Origin of the sequence: Bradyrhizobium sp. AZCC 2262 (assembly GCF_036924535.1) — a bacterium.
In the GTDB taxonomy this organism is placed as follows: domain Bacteria; phylum Pseudomonadota; class Alphaproteobacteria; order Rhizobiales; family Xanthobacteraceae; genus Bradyrhizobium.
Genome location: NZ_JAZHRT010000001.1, coordinates 5,090,337 through 5,109,419 on the forward strand (window position 1 = coordinate 5,090,337; position 19,083 = coordinate 5,109,419).

Annotated in this window: 20 protein-coding genes; 12 read left to right on the plus strand and 8 right to left on the minus strand. The window is 63.1% G+C overall.

The window, feature by feature from the left end; genetic code table 11:
- Positions 1-2 precede the first annotated feature (2 nt).
- The 7 genes from puuE to V1283_RS24085 form a co-directional block, all read right to left on the minus strand.
- On the minus strand, positions 3-941 hold the full coding sequence (gene puuE, locus V1283_RS24055) for an allantoinase PuuE (RefSeq protein ID WP_334388974.1): 939 nt from the start codon (positions 939-941) through the stop codon (positions 3-5).
- 2 nt (positions 942-943) lie between these two features.
- Entirely contained in the window at positions 944-1,357 is a 414-nt protein-coding gene (locus V1283_RS24060) for a DUF3830 family protein (protein WP_334388975.1), read from the minus strand.
- 97 nt (positions 1,358-1,454) lie between these two features.
- Positions 1,455-2,327 (minus strand): aldose 1-epimerase family protein, encoded by an 873-nt coding sequence (locus V1283_RS24065; protein WP_442895776.1) that lies wholly within the window; start codon positions 2,325-2,327, stop codon positions 1,455-1,457.
- Positions 2,324-3,115, minus strand: coding sequence for a shikimate dehydrogenase family protein (locus V1283_RS24070; protein ID WP_334388978.1), 792 nt, complete (start codon positions 3,113-3,115; stop codon positions 2,324-2,326). The genes V1283_RS24065 and V1283_RS24070 overlap by 4 nt, the downstream gene beginning before the upstream one ends.
- A 5-nt stretch (positions 3,116-3,120) precedes the next feature.
- The gene (locus V1283_RS24075; RefSeq protein WP_334388979.1) at positions 3,121-3,948 is read right to left on the minus strand and encodes a carbohydrate ABC transporter permease; all 828 of its coding nucleotides are present in this window, start codon (positions 3,946-3,948) and stop codon (positions 3,121-3,123) included.
- Positions 3,945-4,838, minus strand: coding sequence for a carbohydrate ABC transporter permease (locus tag V1283_RS24080; RefSeq protein WP_334388980.1), 894 nt, complete (start codon positions 4,836-4,838; stop codon positions 3,945-3,947). Before V1283_RS24080 ends, V1283_RS24075 begins: the two co-directional genes overlap by 4 nt.
- Positions 4,835-6,199, minus strand: coding sequence for an ABC transporter substrate-binding protein (locus V1283_RS24085; RefSeq protein ID WP_334388982.1), 1,365 nt, complete (start codon positions 6,197-6,199; stop codon positions 4,835-4,837). Before V1283_RS24085 ends, V1283_RS24080 begins: the two co-directional genes overlap by 4 nt.
- Positions 6,200-6,353: 154 nt before the next feature.
- Between V1283_RS24085 and V1283_RS24090 the strand changes: the two genes are divergently transcribed.
- The 11 genes from V1283_RS24090 (at position 6,354) to V1283_RS24140 (ending at position 17,700) form a co-directional block, all read left to right on the plus strand.
- On the plus strand, positions 6,354-7,112 hold the full coding sequence (locus tag V1283_RS24090) for a FadR/GntR family transcriptional regulator (protein WP_334388983.1): 759 nt from the start codon (positions 6,354-6,356) through the stop codon (positions 7,110-7,112).
- 80 nt (positions 7,113-7,192) lie between these two features.
- Positions 7,193-8,266, plus strand: a complete 1,074-nt coding sequence (locus V1283_RS24095) for an LLM class flavin-dependent oxidoreductase (protein WP_334388984.1) — start codon at positions 7,193-7,195, stop codon at positions 8,264-8,266.
- A gap of 84 nt (positions 8,267-8,350) precedes the next feature.
- On the plus strand, positions 8,351-9,328 hold the full coding sequence (locus V1283_RS24100) for an NADPH:quinone oxidoreductase family protein (protein WP_334388986.1): 978 nt from the start codon (positions 8,351-8,353) through the stop codon (positions 9,326-9,328).
- Between the two features lie 28 nt (positions 9,329-9,356).
- Complete coding sequence (locus V1283_RS24105; protein ID WP_334388987.1) at positions 9,357-9,938, plus strand: DUF2889 domain-containing protein; 582 nt, start codon at positions 9,357-9,359, stop codon at positions 9,936-9,938.
- 315 nt (positions 9,939-10,253) lie between these two features.
- On the plus strand, positions 10,254-10,553 hold the full coding sequence (locus V1283_RS24110) for a helix-turn-helix domain-containing protein (protein ID WP_334388988.1): 300 nt from the start codon (positions 10,254-10,256) through the stop codon (positions 10,551-10,553).
- Positions 10,553-12,568 (plus strand): hydrogenase 4 subunit B, encoded by a 2,016-nt coding sequence (gene hyfB, locus V1283_RS24115; protein ID WP_334388989.1) that lies wholly within the window; start codon positions 10,553-10,555, stop codon positions 12,566-12,568. The genes V1283_RS24110 and hyfB overlap by 1 nt, the downstream gene beginning before the upstream one ends.
- Complete coding sequence (locus V1283_RS24120; RefSeq protein WP_334388990.1) at positions 12,559-13,515, plus strand: respiratory chain complex I subunit 1 family protein; 957 nt, start codon at positions 12,559-12,561, stop codon at positions 13,513-13,515. The genes hyfB and V1283_RS24120 overlap by 10 nt, the downstream gene beginning before the upstream one ends.
- Before the next feature lie 5 nt (positions 13,516-13,520).
- Positions 13,521-14,183: a hydrogenase-4 component E gene (locus tag V1283_RS24125; protein ID WP_334393154.1), complete on the plus strand. Its 663-nt coding sequence runs from the start codon at positions 13,521-13,523 to the stop codon at positions 14,181-14,183.
- Positions 14,180-15,631, plus strand: a complete 1,452-nt coding sequence (locus V1283_RS24130; RefSeq protein ID WP_334388991.1) for a hydrogenase 4 subunit F — start codon at positions 14,180-14,182, stop codon at positions 15,629-15,631. Before V1283_RS24125 ends, V1283_RS24130 begins: the two co-directional genes overlap by 4 nt.
- Positions 15,632-15,643: 12 nt before the next feature.
- Positions 15,644-17,155 (plus strand): hydrogenase large subunit, encoded by a 1,512-nt coding sequence (locus V1283_RS24135; protein WP_334388992.1) that lies wholly within the window; start codon positions 15,644-15,646, stop codon positions 17,153-17,155.
- Between the two features lie 11 nt (positions 17,156-17,166).
- A complete protein-coding gene (locus V1283_RS24140) occupies positions 17,167-17,700 on the plus strand; it encodes an NADH-quinone oxidoreductase subunit B family protein (RefSeq protein WP_334388993.1) in 534 nt (177 codons plus the stop codon).
- A 6-nt stretch (positions 17,701-17,706) separates the two neighbouring features.
- On the opposite strand, the gene V1283_RS24145 is transcribed toward V1283_RS24140, so the two are convergent.
- Positions 17,707-18,033, minus strand: a complete 327-nt coding sequence (locus V1283_RS24145; protein WP_334388995.1) for a helix-turn-helix transcriptional regulator — start codon at positions 18,031-18,033, stop codon at positions 17,707-17,709.
- 185 nt (positions 18,034-18,218) lie between these two features.
- On the opposite strand from V1283_RS24145, the gene V1283_RS24150 reads away from it, so the two are divergent.
- Positions 18,219-18,965 (plus strand): class I SAM-dependent methyltransferase, encoded by a 747-nt coding sequence (locus tag V1283_RS24150; RefSeq protein ID WP_334388996.1) that lies wholly within the window; start codon positions 18,219-18,221, stop codon positions 18,963-18,965.
- Positions 18,966-19,083 lie beyond the last annotated feature (118 nt).

Genomic DNA, 19,083 nt, shown 5'->3' on the forward strand with positions numbered 1-19,083 from the left:
GCCTATCCGATATCGAATGCGTTGTCGGCGAGGTGCACCAGATTGGCGTGCCAGTGTTGCGCGATCTCGAGCCGGGTCGGCACCCAGACCCGCTCATGCTGCCCGATATAATCGAGGAAGCGCATCAGCGCCGCCGCCCGGCCGGGGCGGCCGACGACCCGGCAATGCAGGCCGACCGACATCATCTTCGGCGCCGTTTCACCTTCCCTGTAAAGGACGTCAAAGCTGTCCTTGAGATAGGTGTAGAATTCATCCCCGCCGCCAAAGCCCTGCGCATTCACAAAACGCATGTCGTTGGCGTCGAGCGTGTAGGGAATGACCAGATGTGGCTTCGAACCACGCGCCCTGATCCAGTATGGCAGGTCGTCGGCGTAGGAGTCGCAGAGATAAAGCAGACCGCCGGCTTCCATCAAAAGCCTGAGCGTATTGATCGAGGAGCGTCCGGTGTACCAGCCGAGCGGGGGTGCGCCGGTCGCTGCGGTGTGGATGCGGATCGCCGCCGCGATCTCGGCGCGCTCTTCGGACTCCGACATGTCCTTGTGTTCGATCCATCGCAGGCTGTGGCTGGCGATATCCCAGCCGGCCTCCTTCATGGCGGCGACCACATCAGGATTTCGCTTCAACGCCATCGCGACGCCGAACACGGTCGTCGGCACATTGCGTTCGGTGAACATCCGCCACAGCCGCCAGAAGCCGGCGCGTGAGCCATATTCGAACATCGATTCGATATTGGCGTGGCGCTGGCCGGGCCAGGGCTGCGCGCCCAGCACGTCGGACAGGAACGCCTCCGAGGCGCGATCGCCGTCGAGAATATTGTTCTCGCCGCCTTCCTCGAAATTCACCACGAACTGCACCGCGACCCGCGCGTTGCCGGGCCACTTGGGATCGGGCGGGTTGCGCCCGTAACCGCGGAAGTCGCGCGGGTAGGCGGGCGCGGCCACGCTCATATCTCCTCGAAGCGGATCTTCTGCGCGCCCTTCCACAGCACGGTCTTGCCGAACGCGGTCAGGTTCTCCAACCCCGAGGTCAGAGTGATGAAGTGGTTGCCGGCGAGCTGGCCCATCTTGCTCGCAAAGTGCACGCCGCCATAGGCCAGCAGGATTTCGGTTTCGCTGATACCGCCGGGATAAAGGATGATCTGGCCGGGCGCGGGATAGCTGGTGTGGTTCTCGTAGGAGACGCCGAAATCGAGATCGCCGAGCGGCATCCAGACACCCTCGCCGCTCCAGCGCACATGAATGGCCTGGCTCTCGAACGGCATCGCCTTGCGAAACGCCGCCACCGTTTTTGGCGCCAGTTGCTCCTCGAAACGGGCCTCGAAGGTGAATTCACCGGCGCGGACAATCAGTTGGCTCATCGATCTCTTCTTCTGGATATAGGTCAGGACGTCGTTCAGCGGTATCAATTACAGCCGGAACAAGCGGAAGCAAGGCCATTCCGGCAGGATCCGCCGGTCAGCCGACCCGGATGCGATAGCTGAGGCTTCGCGTTTCGGCCGGCGCGATATGCATCACTCCGGGCTTTTCGGCGAATTCGCCGTCGAACTCGGCCGGGCTGGCATAGCCGTGCCAGGGCTCGATACAGAGGAACGGTGCGCCACCTGGTTTTGACCAAATTCCGAGTTCGACAAATCCGTCCCAGGCCATTTCGATCGACGGCCCGCGACCAGCGGCATAGCGAACCGAACGGCTGGCGAGCTTGTCCAGAATGACCGCGTCGTCGTCGAACAGCTGCTCGGACAACGCCAGCGTCTTGCCTTGAATCGGCGTGGGTTCGGGCCTGGCCCGCATCAGCCCGTCCTTCAGGCGCCGGACGGGCGCGATCTCGTTGTCGGAGAAAGCGAGGCGGTAGTCATCCTTGGTCAGTTCAGGCAGCAGCGGCCAGTTGAACGCCGGATGGGCGCCGATCGAGGCCGGCATATTTTCGTCGCCCATGTTGGTGATTTGCAGCGCCACTTCCAGATCGGCGCCCTTCGCCGTGTAGGCGATTTCCAACCGAAACGGGAACGGATAGCGGGACAGGGTTTCCGGGTCGTCGTAAAGGACGAGTTGGCAGAACGCCGGCTCATGTTGCAGACAGCTAAACCGGTGGTCGCGTGCAAAACCATGCTGCGTTATCGGATAGGCCTTGCCGCGATGGTGCAGCTGGTCGTTCTTCAGGCGGCCGACGATCGGAAACAGCACCGGGGCATGGCGCGGCCATTGCTGGCCGGCCTGCCAAAGCAGTTCCAGCCCATCGGCATTTTTCAGGGAGCACAGCTCGGCGCCATCGGACTTGATGGTCGCCGAGACCCTGTCGCTGCGGATTGCAAAGGTCTCCATGTTCAAGCCCCACCGCGCCAGAACGCAGTCTGCAACGGTAACTGGTGTTTGATCATGGCAACGCCATCAACCACCTTGAGGCCACGCGAGGCGGCAGCCTGCGCGAATTCGGTCCGGCGTGCGGCGATGATATCGAAGACCGCGCAATCGGTCGGCAGCTTCGCCGGATCCATCGGCAGAACGTCCGTTGCGTGCAGCCCGAGCGAGGTTGCGTTGACGACGAGGCCGGCGTCGTCGAACCGTTCCTCGAGGCTGATGTCGAGGCCGGTGAAATGGGTTCGGAGTTTTGCCGCCAGCGTTTCAACCGGCCCCGGCGTCTCGTTGAGGATTCGCAGCCGCTTCAAACCCGCCGCCGCAAGGGCGTGGCAGATCGCGCGCCCTGCCCCACCTGCGCCGATGACGACACAGCGGCGCTCGGGATTGAAGACGCCGGCTTCGCGGGCAGCATTGAGGAAGCCACCGCCATCGAAGGACTCACCGACCAACCGCCCGCCGGCCTCGATCCGGATGGTGTTGACTACGCCCTCGAATTGGGCGGCAGGTCCGACCGCATCGCACAGTTCGAATGCGGCGGGCTTGTGCGGCATGGTGAGGTTGAAGCCGGTGACGCTTGGCGATTTCGCCAGCGTGCAGATCGTCCCGGCCAGATGCTCCGGCGCAATGTCGAGCGGCACCATGTGCCAGTCGAGCCCGTTGCCGTGGAAGTAAGGCGTGTAATGGCGGGGCGCGCCGACATGCCCGGCCGGATGGGCGAAGATAAAGACGAACCGCGAAGCGCCGGTCGGAAGCTGCATCGCTCTCACCCTTTCACGGCGCCCGCCGTCAGCCCGCTCACCAGATAGCGGCGCACGGCGAGAGAAAAAATCAGGACCGGCGCCATCACCAGCGATCCGCCGGCGGCGATCTTGCCCCACTCCCAGCCCTCATAGTTCATGAAGTTGACGACGGCAACCGGCGCGGTGCGCGCATTGCTCCGCGTCAGGATCAGCGCGAAGAAGAAGTCGTTCCAGGCATAGAGAAAGCAGAGGATCGCGGTTGCGGCGATGCCGGGTGTGACCATCGGCAGCACGATTTCGAGAAACACGATGCGGGTCGATGCGCCATCGACCAGCGCCGCCTCTTCCAGCGATGACGGAACGGTCTCGAAGAACGGCTGCATCATCCAGATAACCAGCGGCAGGTTGAAGCTGGTGTAGACCAGCACCAGTCCGGTGACGGTGTCGAGCAGCCCGATCCAGCGGTAGAACAGGAAGAACGGAATCGTGAACGCGATCGGCGGCGCCATCCGCGTCACCAGGATGGCAAAGCTCAGGGCATGCTTGCCGTGCCCCGCCCAGCGCGACAGTGCGTAGGCCGCGGGCACGCCGAGAATGAGCGCCAGCGCGGTGGAGAACGAGGCGCTCATCAGGCTGTTGACGAAGGATGCCGGGAACGCGCCCTGCCAGAGCGAGGCGTAGTTCTGCAGGGTCGGCGTGAAGATCAAAGGCGGCGGAAACTGCAGGATCAGGTCGTTGGATTTGAAACTCATCTGCAGCAGCCAGAGGAACGGCGACAGCAGCGCGATCAGCGTCACGCCGATCGCGACGAGCCGGCGGACGCTGGCCGAACGGCGGATAGGCCCACTCATGCCATGGCCTCGCGGCGGCGGCCCATCCACACCACGCCAAGGCTGACGGCAACGACGAGCAGCAGCATCACGATCGTGACTGCGCTGGAATAGCCGATCTCGTTGAAATCGAAGGCCAGCAAATAGGCGTAATAGTTCGTCACCTCGGTGACGCTGCCTGGCCCGCCACCGGTCAGCAGAAACACCAGCGGAAACGCCTTGACGCTGTCGATCAGGCGAAACATGCCCGAGATCACCAGGATCGGCGTGATAAAGGGCAGCGTGATGTAGAAGAAGATCTGCAGCCGGTTGGCGCCGTCGACCAGCGCCGCTTCGGAAAACTCGTCCGGAATGGTCTGCAGCGCGGCCAGCACCATCAAGAAGGTGAAGGGCAGCCATTCCCAGGTGTCGGCGATGATGATCGCGGTCAGGGCAAAATCGACGCTGGAGGTCAGCGACGGCATCGCGATGTTGAGCAGGCCAGCGGCGTAGTAGAGCGGGCTGATGTCCGGCGTATAGATCAGCTTCCAGATGATCGCCACGACGATCGGCGGCAGCACCATCGGGATCAGGAAGAAGGTGCGGGCGAATTCCACGACGCGCGACTGTGTGTGCAGCAGGAGCGCCAGCAGCATGCCGAGCAGGACCTGGAACAGCACGCCCCAGAACGACAGCTTGGCCTGCACCCACAGCGAATTGACGAAGCGCGGATCATCAGGCAGCAGGCGATAGTTGCGCAAGGGCGCGTTGAAATCGGTCGACGAGCCGGGATTGACCAGTTGAAACGGCGTCAGGCTGGTCACGACCAGATAGATCGCGGGCAGACCCGCGATCACAAACAACACGATCAGGCTCGGCGCTAGCGCGAGGCGGTTGAAGCGGCGGCGCTCGACCAGTCCTTTTCTACTCAAAGCGCGGTCCCGGCCCGGCGCATATTGGCGACCGCCTGTTCCTGCGCGGCGTTCATCGCAGCCGGCGCGGCAAGCTGCCCGGTCGCCACCTGCTCGAACGCCTTGTTGAGGACATCGCCGACGATCGGGAATTCCTTGACGGTGCGATAGGCCATGTAGTTCTCGCCCTTGGCGGGCAGCCCCAGCACCTCGAGATAGAGCGCGCCGAGGTCCTGGCCGTTGACCGTGTTCAGCTTGCGATATTCCTCGCTCTCGATCACAGATCTGCGGCAGACCGAGGAATGGCCGTGCTCCTTGACCAGCCGCATCGAGATTTCCGGGCTGAGCGCCCATTTGATGAATTCCCAGGCCGCCTTCTTGTTCTTGGCGTTCTTGGGAATGCCGAGCCCCTGGCTGTTGGCGGCCGGGAAATCGCGCACCGGGCCGGCCGGCATTCGCACGACGCGCGATGTGTCTTTCACCTTGCTATCACCGGACATGAGGATCGGCGTGATCCACGCGCTGGAATGAATGAAGATGTTGGAGCGGCCGGTCAGCAGCGCCTGCCGCGCCTGATCCTCGGTATAGGTCAGCACGCCCTTCGGCGCGCAGTTCTTCAACAGATTCGCGTAGAACTCGATCGCCTGGATCGCTTCCGGCGAGTTCAGCGCCGGCATGATGTCGGTAGGCGGATTGCGGAAGATATTGCCGCCAAAGCCCTGGATGTAGGGCGGCAAGCACCAGTGATGGAGCTGGAAGCTGACGAGGCCGGTGACGCCGTCGGTGCCGTTGATCGCGGCGCAGACCTCCTGCAACTCGGCGAAGGTCTTTGGAATCTTCAGCCCCTTCTTCTCCATCAGGTCCATGCGGGAGAGGCCCATCACCATGGCGCCGCCTTCCCATGAATAGCCATAGGTGGCGCCCTTGGCGTCGCGGTAAGGCACCTGCGCGCCTTCGACGAAATCCTTCGGCTTCCATTCCGCGGGTGTCAGGTTGGGATCGCCGGTGAACTCATCGAGATTGGCGAGCAGTCCCGCCGCGACCCAGCGCGCGGCGAGAATGAAGGTGACGTTGACGAAGTCGAACGCCGAACCGCCCGACGACAGTTCGAGATTGGCCTGCTGGTTGTAGACCGGAAACGCCGAGAGCTGCAGATCGACCTTCATGCCGGTCTGCGCCTCGAACTCCGGGATGTAGTTCTGCAGCAGGGTGAAGAAGCGGTGCTGGAAGGACGCGCCACGCAGCGTGACGCCGGCAAACGGCTTTGCCTGCGCAATGACCGGCATCGGAAACGCCGCCGCGCCGACTGTGGCGGCGCCGGCCTGGAGCAGCGTTCGGCGGCTGAAGCCTGCGGATTTATGGCTTGAATTCTTCTTGGTCATGGCGCCCTCCCCGACGGTCTTTTTCGACAATATGACCGACATAAAATAGGCTGTCAAAAGGAGGCTTCTCCAAATTTGGCTGTTTTTTCGGTATCAATTGACATCGCGCTGCAATAAAGCAGACAATATTATTTCAAGGCTTGAGGGTCACGATTTGCCCAGGGACGTCGAACTCCGCCAGTCCAACACGCATGTCGCGCGTGAAATCGCAAAACTCATCGTCTCCGGCGCGTGGCACGAGGGCTGGACGCTGCCGCGCGAGATCGAACTCGCCTCGCAATTTGGCGTCAGCCGCACCTCGATCCGGGAATCGCTGTCCGTCCTGAAGGCGAAAGGCCTGATCGCCGCGCGGCAAAAGGCCGGCACGCACGTGCGCGAGCGGATCAACTGGAACATGCTGGACGCCGAGCTTTTGGAGTGGACCTGGGCGGAACGCCCAAGCGAAGAATTCGCCCGGCAGCTCACACAGGTGCGGCGGATCGTCGAGCCGGAGGCCTGTGCGATCTGTGCCGAGCGCGGTTCGGATGCCGACCTCGCGCGCATCGAGCGGGCCTATCGCGAGATGGATGCCGCCGGCATGGACAGCCGCGCCTATTCCGAACCCGACCTGCGGTTCCACCGCGGCATTCTGACGGCGACCGGCAACGACTTTCTGGTCGCCTTCGGCGCCACCGTCGAAGCGGCGCTTCGGATGTCGTTCGATCTCTCGACGCTGAACCCGGGCGCGCCGCGCAAGAGCCTGCCTTATCACCGCGCCATCCTCGACGAGATATGGGCGCGCAACCCCGATGGCGCGCGGCGCGCGATGCATCGCCTGATGGACCTGACCGAGCGCAATATTACCTCGGCCCTGTCACGCCGGCATGGCGAAGCGATGGCGGCAGCGGATGCCAGCCGTGAACACGGCGCGTGACACAACGGCTGTAAACGCTTGCTTTCCCTCGGTGTTGTGCGTTTCATTCCAGTCAAACATCAAGCATCGGGGAAACGCCAATGCCCGCAAGAATCATCGGAATGATCGGCACCCAACAGGAGGGCGTCGCGGTTCACCTGATCAAGGGACAGATATCGCGGCAATGGGTGGTCGATTTCACCCGGCTGCATGAGCAGTGGAATTACGATTCCGTTCTTGTCGGCTATTACGCCTCCGCCGCCGAGGGTTTTGCGATTGCACTCTACGCGGCCGACCACACCGAGCGCATCAAGTTCCTGATCGCGCACCGGCCAGGCTCGGTGGCGCCGGCGCTTGCCGCGCGGCAGGTCGCAACCTTCGACCAGCTCACGCAAGGGCGGATGGCGCTGCATATCATCGCCGGCACCAGCGACGCAGACCAGGCCAGCGAAGGCGACTTCCTGCCCAAGAACGACCGCTACCGCCGCGCCGGCGAATATCTCGACGTGATGCGGAAGCTCTGGACCAGCGACAGCCCGATCGACCACCACGGCGAGTTCTACCGGGTCGAGGGCGGCTATTCCGATATCAAGCCGTATCAGCAGCCCTGCCCGCCGCTGTTCTTTGGCGGTTCGTCGGAAGGCGCTCTGGAAATGGGCGCGAAGTATTGCGACGTGTTCGCGGTCTTCGGCGAGCCGCTCAAGGAGACGCGGGAGCGGGTGCAGGATTTCCGCCGGCGCGCCTCGGCCTTTGGGCGTAGCGCCGGCTTCAACATGTCGCTGCGGCCGATCATGGCGGACAACGAAGGCGCGGCATGGGACAAGGCCAACGCCCTGCTGGCGGACGTCGAGCGCAAGACCGGCGCCGCGCCGCAGCCGACCAACCGCTCTGCCGAACGCCTGCTCGGCTACGCCGCGCGCGGCGACGTCCATGACGAACGGTTGTGGATGGGGATCGCGCGCGCCACCGGCGCGCCGGGCAATACGTCGTGTCTGGTCGGAACGCCGGAGCAGATCGCAGCGGCGGTGCTGGAGTATTACCGGCTCGGGATTCATTCGTTCCTGCTGCGCGGTTTTGAAAATCCGCACGACACGATGGCGATCGGCCGCGACTTGATTCCGCTTATCAAGCAAGGCGCGCTTGCGATCGACCAGCAGGCCGAAGCGGCCGAATAGAGTTCACCCGAAGAATTTGCAGACGTCTCAAGATGCCGGCGTAATGCATTGGAGCCCAAGAAGAAAACGCATGAAAGAAATTGCATGAAGGCCGTGGTTGTCGAGAACTACGATTCGATCGATGGCATCTCGATCAAGGAGATCGATACGCCCGGCCTTTCCAAAGGCGAAGTCCGCGTCAAGGTCGGCGCCGCGGCGGTCGGCTTCGTCGACGGATTGAAGGTGCAAGGGCTTTACCAGACCAAGGATCCCCTGCCGTTCGTGCCGGGCACGGAGTTTGCCGGCGTCGTCGACGCCGTTGCCGATGACGTCGCCGCGTTCAAGCCAGATATGCCGGTGATCGGCATGACGCGTTCCGGCGCGCTCGCCGAATATATCTCGGTACCGTCAGCGGCGCTCAAGCACCTGCCGCCGCAGGTTCCCTTCGAGGCCGGCGCCTCGTTTCAGGCCAATTATCTGACCGGGCTTTACGCGCTGGACGCCCGTGCGTCGCTACGCGAAGGCGAGATATTGTTGGTGCTGGGCGCGGCCGGCGGCGTCGGCATCGCCGCCGTCCAAATCGGCAAATTGATGGGCGCGCGGGTGATCGCTGCCGCTTCGACCGCGGAGAAGCGTGCCTTTGCGGTGCGGTTCGGCGCCGATCAGACCATCGACTACACCAGGGCGGACTGGCGGGACACGCTGAAGGAATTGACCGGCGGCCACGGGCCGGACGTGATTTTCGACCCCGTCGGCGGCGAGGTGGCGCTGCAGGCGTTTCGCTCGATTGCCTGGCGCGGGCGGCATCTGGTCGTCGGATTCGCCTCGGGTACCATTCCGGCGCTGGCGTTCAACCTGCCGCTCTTGAAGGGCGGCGCGCTGCTCGGCGTCGATCTTGCCCAGATCCAGAAGCAGGAGCCGGAGACGCATGCGCGCCTGATGGTGCAATTGTTCGACTGGCTGGCATCGGGCAAATTGCAGCCCGTGGTCGGCAAGGTCGTGCCGTTCGAGAATTTCCGCGAGGCGTTCAAGACCATGCAGTCGCGATCGGCGCTCGGCAAGATGATCGTCAAATTCGGCTGAAGCGACGCATCGATGCAGGAAACGACTAATGCCTCTGAAAAATAGCAACAAATCGCGTCGCCTGATGCATACGCGATCGGTCGAATGCGAAGGTTTTTTGCGAGACGACGGGCTCTGGGAAGTCGAGGCATGGCTGCGCGACACAAAGCCCTTCACCCAGCGCGCCGATCGTTTTCGCGGCGAACTGAAGCCCGGCGATGCCGTGCACGATATCGGCCTGCGGCTCGCCATCGACGACGGCATGACCATCCGCGAGGCGGAAACGATGATGCGCGCGACGCCCTACCCGACCTGCGTCGAGGTCGAGCCGATCCTGCAGCGCCTGATCGGCGAGCGCATCGGCCCGGGCTGGCGCGAAGCGGTGCGGCGCAAGATCGGCCGGCTGGAAACCTGCACGCATCTGATGGAATTGCTCGGCCCCGCCGTGACCACGCTGTACCAGACCATGTCCTACGGCAAGAAGCCGGAAGGCCGCGACACCTTGGAGAACCAGCAGAACTCCGGCGAGCGTCCGTTCTTCGTCGGCGGCTGCCATTCCTGGCGCACCGACGGGCCCGTCGTCGCCGCGATGTTCCCGCAATTCGCGACCAAGCCGGCGGCAACGGACTAGATCGGGATGGGTTAGAGTCGAATCGATTCGCCTAATGCGAAGCACTAACGATCTCGGGTCCCGGACGCAGTGCAAAGACCCTTCGGCGGTACACCGCAGGGCCCTAGACACAAAATCGCGAAAACAACCCCATGCAAAGTAGAATGGGCCCGGCTCGCAGCACTCACGCCGCTTGCGTCCAGGGCACGAATCATCCCCGGACACATCCCTCAGAATAGATATCTGAGATATCACTTATTGACATATTAGCATCAATACTTAGGATGCAAGAATGACCTTTCATATTGGTCCGAGCGTCGCTGGCGAGGCAGGCTGATGATCACAGCGGCTCAATTGCGGGCTGCCAGGGTGCTTCTCGGCATCGATCAGCGGCGGCTCGCGGAGTTGTCGGGGCTTTCGGTGCCAACCATTCAGCGGATGGAAGCGAGTGAGACGATGGTTCGGGGCAACGTCGATTCGCTGGTGAAGCTGATCACCGCGCTCGAGGATGCCGGCATCGAATTGATCGACGACGGGGCAAACAGCGACGGCGGCGGACGCGGCGTGCGGCTCAGGGCCGGTTCCGGAGATCGCCCGGAAAACAAGACATCGATCGGAGCGAGGGCGCGCAGATAATGTCGGCCGTCGCCCTGCAAATGGTCTGTATCGCCGGACTGCTCGGGTTGGCCGCGCTGGCGATCGTTCTGAGCCGGTCGAAAATCTCCACCCCCGTCATCTACGGCGCGACACTGGCCGTATCGGCGATTGCATTGATCGGCGCGTTGCGCTTCCTGCTCGGCGGCGCCGCCGATGCCACCACCCTTACCCTGCCGGTCGGTTTGCCATGGCTCGGCGCGCATTTCCGTCTCGACGCACTGGCCTCGTTCTTCCTCGTCGTCATCAATCTGGGTGGAGCGTCGGCAAGTCTCTATGGCCTCGGCTACGGCCATCATGACCCTGCGCCGCACCGCGTGCTTCCCTTCTTCCCCGCCTTTCTCGCCGGCATGAACCTCGTGGTGCTGGCGGACGACGCCTTCTCCTATCTGCTGTGCTGGGAGTTCATGTCACTGGCATCATGGGCGCTGGTGATGGCGCACCATCGCGAACGGGGCAACGCGACGGCCGGTTACGTCTATCTCGTGATGGCAAGCTTCGGCACACTCACGCTGCTGCTCGCCTTCGGCTTGCTGGCAGGGCCGGCGGGAGAATACGGATTTGCGGCCATTCGCGCCGCACAGCACACGCCCTATGCCGCGACGCTGGTGCTGATCCTGATGCTGCTCGGCGCCGGTTCCAAGGCGGGCATGGTGCCGTTGCATGTCTGGCTGCCGCTCGCCCATCCCGCGGCGCCGAGCCACGTGTCGGCGCTGATGAGCGGCGTCATGACCAAGGTCGCGATCTATGGCTTCATTCGCGTCATGTTCGATCTGCTGGGACAGCCGAGTTGGCCGGCCAGCGTGGTCGTGCTGTTCCTCGGCAGCATCACCGCCGTCATGGGCATCCTTTACGCCATGATGGAGAAGGATCTGAAGCGCCTCCTGGCCTACTCTACCATCGAAAATATCGGCATCGTGTTCGCCAGCCTCGGCCTTGCCATGGCGTTCCAGGCCAATGGACTGAAGGCGGCGGCGGCGCTCGCCTTCACGGCCGCGCTGTTTCACGCGCTCAACCACTCCTTCTTCAAGAGCCTGCTGTTCTTCGGCGCCGGCGCCGTGCTGACCGCGACGGGCGAGCGCGACATGGACAAGCTCGGTGGCCTCATTCACCGCATGCCGTTCACGAGCTTCGTCGTCCTCGTCGGCTGCGTCGCGATCTCGGCGCTGCCGCCGTTCAACGGCTTCGTGTCGGAGTGGCTGATCTTCCAGGCCGTGCTGCAAAGTCCGGACCTGCCGCAATGGGCGCTGAAGATCATGGTGCCCGCAGTCGGCGCGATGCTCGCGCTCGCTGCAGCACTGGCTGCGGCCTGTTTCGTCAAGACCTATGGCGTGACGTTTCTCGGCCGGCCGCGCGGGAAGATGGCGGAAACCGCACATGAAGTCGATCGCTTCTCGCTCACGGCCATGTTTATCCTTGCCGTACTTTGCCTGCTGGCGGGAATCCTGCCGGGGCTGGTGATCGATGCGCTCGCGCCGGTCGCGAACGAGATCCTCGGCAGCCGCATGCCGGCCCAGGCCGCGCAACCCTGGCTTTCGATCGTGCCGATTGCGGAAGGCCGCAGTTCGTACAACGGATTGCTGGTGATGGTGTTCATCACGGCAAGCGCGTCGCTGGCGGTCTATTTTATCCATCGCTTCGCCTCCCGCGCGCTGCGACGGGGACCGGCTTGGGGATGCGGCTTCTCCGATGCAGTGCCCGCCGCGCAATATTCCAGCGTCAGCTTTGCCCAGCCGATCCGCCGCGTATTCGGCACACTCGTGTTCCACGCCCGCGATCACGTCGCGATGCCGGCCCCGGGCGATGTCCGGCCGGCGCGGCTCAGAATCGAACTGCATGACCTGGTCTGGAACGGAATCTATGCGCCGATTGCGGATGCTGTGGCCTTTTCGTCCAGCCGGCTCAATCGCCTGCAGTTCCTGACCATCCGGCGATATCTCAGCCTGGTCTTTGCCACCCTCGTCACGCTGCTGCTGGTGCTCGCGATATGGTCGTGATCTCGGACATCATCGTGCAAGGCGTGCAGATGCTGCTCGTGCTGCTGCTCGCCCCGCTCCTGACCGGCTACGTGCGCAAGATCAAGGCCCGGCTGGTACGCCGCCAGGGGGCTTCCATCTTTCAGCCCTATCGCGACCTGCTGCGCCTGATGCGCAAGGAAGTGGTGCTCGCCGACAACGCCTCATGGCTGTTCCGCGTAACACCTTACATCACCTTCGCCGCGATCTGGGTCGCGGCCGCCCTGGTGCCGACCTTCGCGATCGGGCTGTTGTTCAACTGGACGGCGGATCTGATCGCCATCGTCGCGCTGCTCGGAAGTGCGCGCTTCTTCCTCGCGCTTGCTGGGATGGACGTCGGCACCAGTTTCGGCGGCATCGGGTCCAGCCGCGAGGTGATGATCGCGGCGCTTGCCGAGCCCGCGATGCTGCTGATCGTTTTCTGCCTGGCGCTAGTCGCCGGTTCGACGCAACTCTCGACCGTCTCGCACTTGCTGGCGTCGTCCTATGTGGGACTGCGAGTGTCGCTCGGGATGGCGCTGGTCGCGCTGTTCATGGTGGCGATCGCGGAGAACGCGCGCATTCCGGTCGACAACCCGGCGACGCATCTCGAACTCACCATGGTGCATGAGGCGATGATCCTGGAATATTCGGGACGCCATCTCGCGATGATCGAGTTCGGCGCGTTTCTCAAGCTGCTGCTGTATGTCTCGTTGATCGCCTGCGTGTTCCTCCCCTGGCAGATCGCGCTGTACGGCAGCGGTACGTTGTCATACGCGATCGGCGCCGGCGCCTACATCATCAAGCTCGCGCTGGCCGGCTTCCTGCTCGCGCTGTTCGAGACCGCCACGGCAAAGATGCGGGTGTTTCGCGTTCCGCAATTCCTCGGCGCGGCGTTCATGCTGGGCCTGCTCGGCACCCTGCTGCTGTTCGTCTCGAGGAGTTTCTGATGCAGATGCACAGTCTCGCCTTCGACGTCTCCCACACGCTGGCCGGCGGACTGGTGCTGATCAGCTTGATGATGCTGTATCAGGACCGGCTCTATTCGCTGCTCAACGTGTTCGCGCTCCACGCCCTAGTGCTGGCGTTCTCGGTTGCCTGGCAGGCCTTCATCCAAGACGCACCTCATCTCTACGTCACCGCGGTCATCGCCCTGGTATTCAAGGCGATCGTCATTCCGGTCGCGCTGCACCGCATCGTCAAGCAGCTCGGAATTCACCGCGACATCGAGTCGGCCGTCGGAATCGGTCCGACCATGCTGGCCGGAATGGGGCTCGTCGCCCTCTCCCTGGTTCTCATGCTGCGGGTAACGAGCGACGCCGATCCGCTGGCGCGCGAGGATCTCGCCTTTGCCTTGTCCGTGGTGCTGCTCGGACTTCTGGTCATGGTGACGCGCCGCAATGCGGTCAGCCAGGTTGTCGGATTCATGTCGCTTGAAAACGGACTGGTGCTGGCGGCGACCGGCGCCAAGGGCATGCCGCTGGTCGTCGAGATCAGCGTCGCCTTCTCGATCCTGATCGCGTTCATCGTCATCGGCATCTTCCTGTTCCGAATCCGCGAGCGCTTCGATTCGGTGGATGTCTCCGCGCTCGACGATTTCAGGGGCGAACGACGATGACCCTGTCGTTCTTCAATCCCGTTACCGCCGTCCTGCTGATCCCGATCTGCTCGGCGGCGCTGCTGGCCGCCCTGCCCGGCTACCTTGTGACGGCACGCCTGAACGTCGTTGCCAGCCTCGCGACATTCCTGTCTGCGCTCTCCTTGTTCGTGGTAGAACGTCCCGCACCCGGGCCTTACGTACTAATCGACGATCTCAACATCGTCTTCATCGTGCTCAATACGTTCGTGGGATTCACCACCAGCATCTTCAGTGCGAGCTATATCGCGCATGAGCTCGAGAGCGAGCGGCTGACGCCGGTCTACTTGCGCTTCTACCATGCCATGTACCAGATCATGATGTTCGGCATGAACCTCGCGTTCGTGTCGAACAATATCGGCTTGATGTGGGTCGCAGTCGAAGTCGCGACACTGACGACGGTGCTGATGGTCGGCATCTACCGAACCCATGCGGCGCTCGAAGCCGCCTGGAAGTATTTCATCCTGGGCAGCGTCGGCATCGCGCTCGCCTTGTTCGGCACCATCCTGGTCTATATGGCCGCTCGCCCGGTCATGGGCGAAGGCCAGGACGGCATGGTCTGGACGCTGCTGGTCGAGCGTGCGGCGAACTTCGACGCGGCACTTCTCAATGTTGCATTCGTATTCCTGTTTCTCGGCTACGGCACCAAGGTCGGCCTCGCGCCGCTGCATGCCTGGTTGCCCGACGCGCACGCCGAGGGTCCGACGCCGATATCGGCCGTGTTGTCGGGCCTATTGCTGAACGTCGCGCTCTATGCGCTGCTGCGCTTCAAGATACTGCTCGCCGCCAACCCGGCCTCGATTGCCCCCGGTCCCCTGATGGTGACGATGGGACTGGTGTCGCTGATCTTCGCGGCCTTCATGCTGTACCGGCGCCGCGACATCAAACGCCTGTTCGCCTATTCCTCGATCGAGCACATGGGCATCATCGTGTTTGCGTTCGGAATGGGAGGGCCGCTCGCCAATTTCGCCGGGCTGCTGCACATGGTGATGCACAGCCTGACCAAGTCGGCAATCTTCTACGCCGTCGGACACATTTCGCAAATCAAGGGCACGCAGAGAATCTCGCGGATCCGCGGCCTGACGGTGACGCATCCGGCGCTCGGCTGGGGGCTGGTGGTGGGCGTGGTCGCAATCGCCGGACTGCCGCCGCTCGGGATATTCATGAGCGAGTTCCTGGTCGTGAGTTCGACCTTTGCAAGGCAGCCGTTGCTCGCGATCTTGCTGGTATTCGGCCTGCTGCTGGCCTTCGGCGCACTGACGTTGCGCCTGACGAGTGTCGCCTTCGGCGAGCCGCGCGGCAGTACGGCCCCGGCCGACGCCTCTTATATTCCGATGTTTGCGCATCTCGCGCTGGTGTTGGGCGCCGGGATTTATCTTCCCGCCCCGCTGGTGGTCTGGTTCCAGCATGTGGCTCAGCTCCTTGGATAGGAACGAAATGACATGCCGTCGCTGATCGATCTGACGCTGGAGGGCCGCAAGGTCGGGCAATACGGCCCGTGGCCGCGCGTTGCAGTCGATGCTTCGGTCTGGACATTCGCGGCGAGCGAGCTGGCGCATGGACGCTGGAGCCTGCTCGGCCTCTGGGGCGAATCCGCAACGGTGCACATGGCGATCATGGATGGACAGACCGCAGAGATCGCGGTCGTCAGCCTGGAGTGCCCCGACCGCAAATTTCCTTCCGTCGGCAAGCATCATCCTCCGGCGTTGCGGCTGGAACGCACCATCCACGACCTGTTCGGACTATCCGCCGAGAGTTCGCCCGATGCCCGCCGGTGGCTCGACCACAACCGCTGGAGCGTGCGCTTTCCATTGGGAGGTCGCATCGACGCATTGCCAAACGCGGCGCCCTACCGTTTCCTCGCCGCCGAGGGCGACGGCCTGCACCAGATTGCGGTCGGCCCTGTCCATGCGGGCATCATCGAGCCCGGACATTTCCGCTTTACCGCCAGCGGCGAGACCGTGGTCCGGCTCGAACAGCGGCTTGGATACGTCCATAAGGGCATCGACGGGCTGATGACCGGCGCCAGTCTCGCGCGCGGCGTTCAACTCGCCGGCCGCACGTCGGGCGACAGCACCGTGGCTTACGCTTACGCGTTTTCGCGCGCGGCCGAAGTCGCTCTGGATCTCGCCGTGCCTGATCGAGCTGTGTTCCTGCGCGCGCTGCTGGCAGAACTCGAGCGGCTCGCCAACCATCTCGGCGACATCGGCGCCATCTGCAACGATGCGTCCTTTACATTGATGCACGCGCATTGCGGGGTGTTGCGCGAGAGCGTGCTGCGCGCGGGTGGCGCCGCCTTCGGCCATCGCCTGATGCGCGACGTCGTCGTGCCCGGCGGGGTCAGCCGCGACATCGGCAATGGCGGGGCGGAAACCATCCAGGCCATGCTGGACAATATCCGCCTGCGCTTTCCCGCGCTTGTCGAACTCTATGACAACACCGCTTCGCTGCAGGATCGTACCGTCGATACCGGAACGCTCACGCCGCCGCTGGCCCGGCAATATGCCGCCGGCGGCTATATCGGCCGCGCCTCGGGCCGCGCGTTCGACACGCGCCGGACGCTGGCCTATCCACCCTACGACAGCCTGCGTTTCGACGTGCCTGTTCTCAACGAGGGCGACGTCAATGCGCGCGTCTGGATCAGGGTGCGCGAAGTCGAGCAAAGCCTGTCGCTGATCGACCAGATCCTGAGCCGGCTCCCCGAAGGCCCGACATGCAAGGAAGTTCCGCTTGGAGGGGAGGTACGCGAGGGCATGGCGATCGTGGAGGGATTCCGCGGCGACGTTCTGGTCTGGCTGCGCCTGCGCAATGGCCTGATCGAACGATGCCACATACGCGACCCGTCCTGGTTTCAATGGCCGCTGCTGGAAGCCGTGATCGAGAACAACATCGTCGCGGACTTTCCGCTCTGCAACAAGTCGTTCAACTGTTCCTATTCAGGCCACGATCTGTAAGGACGCATGCGATGCGCAAGCTGCTGTTTGAAAGTGTGTTCCGCCAGCCGCTCACCGAACCGGCGCCATCGCCCGATGATGCCGCGGTGGCCGAACTCGCCGCCGCGCTCGGGCAGGCTGCGCGGCGGAAACTCGGCCGGAGCCTTTCCATACGCGAGGTCGACGCCGGATCCTGCAATGGATGTGAGCTGGAGATCCATGCGCTCAACAACGCCTATTACGACGTCGAGCGGTTCGGCCTGCGGTTTGTCGCCTCACCGCGTCATGCCGACGTCCTGATGGTGACGGGACCGGTGACGAAAAACATGCGCGAGGCGCTCGAACGCACCTATCACGCGACGCCGAACCCGAAATGGGTGGTCGCGGTCGGAGATTGCGCGCGGAACGGAGGATGTTTCGCCGGCAGCTACGCGGTCGTCGGCGGCGTCTCCGAGGTCGTCCCGGTCGACCTGCACATTCCCGGCTGCCCGCCCGCCCCCACAGCCATGCTGCAAGGATTGCTGGCGCTGCTCGAACGCGCGGACACGGGCGCCGCTACGTCGTGAGGAACGCTATCGAACCCGTTCCAGCACCCGCTTCGGCTGGCGGACGGTCTTGCTCTTTGTCTTGAGATTTGTTTTGGGATTTGTGACATGTTCACGGAGGCGCACCCCTCGCCCGCCTGTCGCGCTCGCGGCGCCCGGATTGATCAACTCGATCCCGGCGCTCTCGAGCGCGGAAACCAGTTTCATCAGCGAATCGACGTTGGCGCGGATTACACCGTCGCTGGCTTCCATGCGCTGGATGGTCGGCACCGAAAGATCGGCCAGTTCGGCCATTTGCCGCTGATCGATGCTCAGAAGCGCGCGCGCGGCCCTGAGTTGATTGGCGGTAATCATGGGGACGGTTCTCCCGGTTTCGGAAGCGGATATATTTATCCCATCTAAATTACTGCCTCAAGCATCAACTCAGAGGTTCAGTATATCAACCGGGAGACCGCATGGTCTCTCTGCACGATTGGCATCCGATTCACGACATGATAAACGATGTATCAAACATCCTATTTAATGCGTGGTGACATCAGGTGCGATTGCTGGGGCGCTATCAGGGCAGGAACGGCGCAATCGAGATCGTCGAATGCTCCGCGGACGGAACGCGGATCTATTTCGAGGAAGGCATCAGGCAGAGTCAGGCCACGCCCGACGGCGAGAGCGTCTTCAGCTATGTCAAGCTCATGGACGAGCTCCTGCATCGCGCGACGAACATTCTGGTCCTGGGATGCGGCGGCGGGAATCTCGCCACCAGGCTGGCGCGTCTCGGAAAAGAGCTGACGATCGTCGACAACAACCCGATCAGCTTCGTGATCGCCCAAAGATATTTTGGGCTGCCGGACGGATTGCCGCTGATCGTGTCTGATTTCCGGAAATTCATTCTCGACGACGATCTGCTTTACGACGGGATCGCCATCGATGTCGGAGGTCCGGATTTTCGCTTTGACGATGAATTCGACGTCGAGACCTGCGACGCCATCCGCGCGCGGTTGACGCCCGCTGGCCGCATCGTCATGAACGTGCTGGTCCCAAACGACATCGACCCGGTACCCGATCGCATCGCCGCGCGGCTTGCCGGCGACCGGTTGGGAACATGGATCATCGACGAACAGGGTGTCCAGGATCGAAATGCGATCATTGCATGCATGCCGGAAAAGCAGTTGAACGCGCGTCCGGCGCTCGCCGAGGTGATGCAAAACAGCCTCGAGCGATGGTCGATCCGGCGCGGCAGATTGCGCGGTCGCGACCTCGGCGCGATGTATTCCAGCGCTGACAGGTAACCAGTCGCGCCGCGCATCGCGCTTCTGTTGCGCGGTCTGCGCAAGTTCCAGCGAACGGCGTCAACCCTCGATTGGCGTCTGGACGCAAACTAATCGCCAAAATTTCGCGATACGGACT

Bases quoted from the DNA above. Each gene is read 5' to 3' on its own strand.
- V1283_RS24095 (WP_334388984.1), top strand. From the start codon at position 7,193: ATGCCCGCAAGAATCATCGGAATGATCGGCACCCAACAGGAGGGCGTC.
- V1283_RS24100 (WP_334388986.1), top strand. From the start codon at position 8,351: ATGAAGGCCGTGGTTGTCGAGAACTACGATTCGATCGATGGCATCTCG.
- V1283_RS24125 (WP_334393154.1), top strand. From the start codon at position 13,521: ATGCACAGTCTCGCCTTCGACGTCTCCCACACGCTGGCCGGCGGACTG.
- V1283_RS24120 (WP_334388990.1), top strand. From the start codon at position 12,559: ATGGTCGTGATCTCGGACATCATCGTGCAAGGCGTGCAGATGCTGCTC.
- V1283_RS24105 (WP_334388987.1), top strand. From the start codon at position 9,357: ATGCCTCTGAAAAATAGCAACAAATCGCGTCGCCTGATGCATACGCGA.
- V1283_RS24060 (WP_334388975.1), bottom strand. From the start codon at position 1,357: ATGAGCCAACTGATTGTCCGCGCCGGTGAATTCACCTTCGAGGCCCGT.
- V1283_RS24070 (WP_334388978.1), bottom strand. From the start codon at position 3,115: ATGCAGCTTCCGACCGGCGCTTCGCGGTTCGTCTTTATCTTCGCCCAT.
- V1283_RS24085 (WP_334388982.1), bottom strand. From the start codon at position 6,199: ATGACCAAGAAGAATTCAAGCCATAAATCCGCAGGCTTCAGCCGCCGA.
- V1283_RS24145 (WP_334388995.1), bottom strand. From the start codon at position 18,033: ATGATTACCGCCAATCAACTCAGGGCCGCGCGCGCGCTTCTGAGCATC.
- V1283_RS24135 (WP_334388992.1), top strand. From the start codon at position 15,644: ATGCCGTCGCTGATCGATCTGACGCTGGAGGGCCGCAAGGTCGGGCAA.
- V1283_RS24140 (WP_334388993.1), top strand. From the start codon at position 17,167: ATGCGCAAGCTGCTGTTTGAAAGTGTGTTCCGCCAGCCGCTCACCGAA.
- V1283_RS24130 (WP_334388991.1), top strand. From the start codon at position 14,180: ATGACCCTGTCGTTCTTCAATCCCGTTACCGCCGTCCTGCTGATCCCG.
- V1283_RS24110 (WP_334388988.1), top strand. From the start codon at position 10,254: ATGATCACAGCGGCTCAATTGCGGGCTGCCAGGGTGCTTCTCGGCATC.
- hyfB (WP_334388989.1), top strand. From the start codon at position 10,553: ATGTCGGCCGTCGCCCTGCAAATGGTCTGTATCGCCGGACTGCTCGGG.
- V1283_RS24075 (WP_334388979.1), bottom strand. From the start codon at position 3,948: ATGAGTGGGCCTATCCGCCGTTCGGCCAGCGTCCGCCGGCTCGTCGCG.